General features: G+C 59.5%; 1 protein-coding gene. It reads left to right on the forward strand.

Annotated elements, in window-relative coordinates:
* The first annotated feature begins 67 nt into the window (after positions 1–67).
* A complete protein-coding gene (locus A2I95_RS41290) occupies positions 68–1,057 on the forward strand; it encodes a complex I NDUFA9 subunit family protein (RefSeq protein ID WP_291738069.1) in 990 nt (329 codons plus the stop codon).
* Positions 1,058–1,097 lie beyond the last annotated feature (40 nt).

Consider the following 1,097-nt stretch of genomic DNA (forward strand, 5'->3'; position numbering starts at 1 on the left):
TTTGCGCCTTGTTTGGCGCCCCTTGCGGCGCTAGAGCTTAGGGGCAGCTAAGTTCAGGAGCCAAATGATGTCCAAACTGGTCACGATCTATGGCGGATCCGGTTTCGTGGGCCGCTACATTGCGCGGCGCATGGCCAAAGAAGGCTGGCGGGTGCGGGTGGCTGTGCGTCGTCCCAACGAAGCCATGCATGTGAAGCCTTACGGCGTTCCAGGCCAGGTTGAACCGGTGTTCTGCAACATCCGCGATGATATGTCTGTTGCTGCGGTGATGCAGGGCGCAGATGCAGTTGTGAATTGCGTAGGTGTCTTGAACGAACTCGGTAAAAACTCGTTTGGTGCCATCCATGCGGAAGGCGCAGGCCGTATTGCACGCATCGCGTCGCAGCAGGGGGTAGCCAGCCTGGTGCATATCTCGGCGATTGGCGCCGATGCGGACGGTCCCAGCGAATATGCCAAAACCAAAGCCGCTGGAGAAGCCGCGGTGCTGCAAAGCTTTCCCGGTGCGGTGATTTTGCGCCCGTCGGTAGTCTTCGGGACCGAGGACGGCTTCTTTAACCGTTTTGCCGGCATGTCCCGGTTGTCGCCGGTTCTTCCGATCGCTGCGGGCAGCATCGAATTCCAGCCGGTATTTGCCGATGATGTGGCCAGGGCCGCGGTCAAGGGGGCATTGGGCCAGGCCGAGCCCGGCATTTACGAACTTGGCGGTCCTGAAGTGAAAAGCTTCCGGGCGCTTATGGTGCAGATGCTTGAGGTGATTCACCGGCGCCGCCTGATCCTGTCGCTGCCGCGCCCTGCCGCTTGGCTGTTGGCCTTTGGGTTCGACATGCTGCAGGCGGCCAGTTTTCAGTTGATTGAGAACAAAGTGCTGACACGCGACCAGCTGCGGAGCTTGAAGGCGGACAATGTGGTGTCCGAGGGCGCCAAGGGTTTCGGTGATTTGGGTATCAGCCCGGTGACTGTGGGTTCGGTGTTGCCGGATTACCTGTGGAAATTCCGCCCCTCCGGCCAGTATGACGAGATGACGAACTCAGCCCGGAATCTGCGCAACGGCGCCTGATTTTGTTACCGGTCTAAGGATTAATAAGCGCGGGGGTTTC

This window comes from Leisingera sp. F5, from assembly GCF_001593695.1.

Excerpts from the sequence above, each read along its gene's own strand:
- A2I95_RS41290 (WP_291738069.1), top strand. The coding sequence starts at position 68 with ATGTCCAAACTGGTCACGATCTATGGCGGATCCGGTTTCGTGGGCCGC.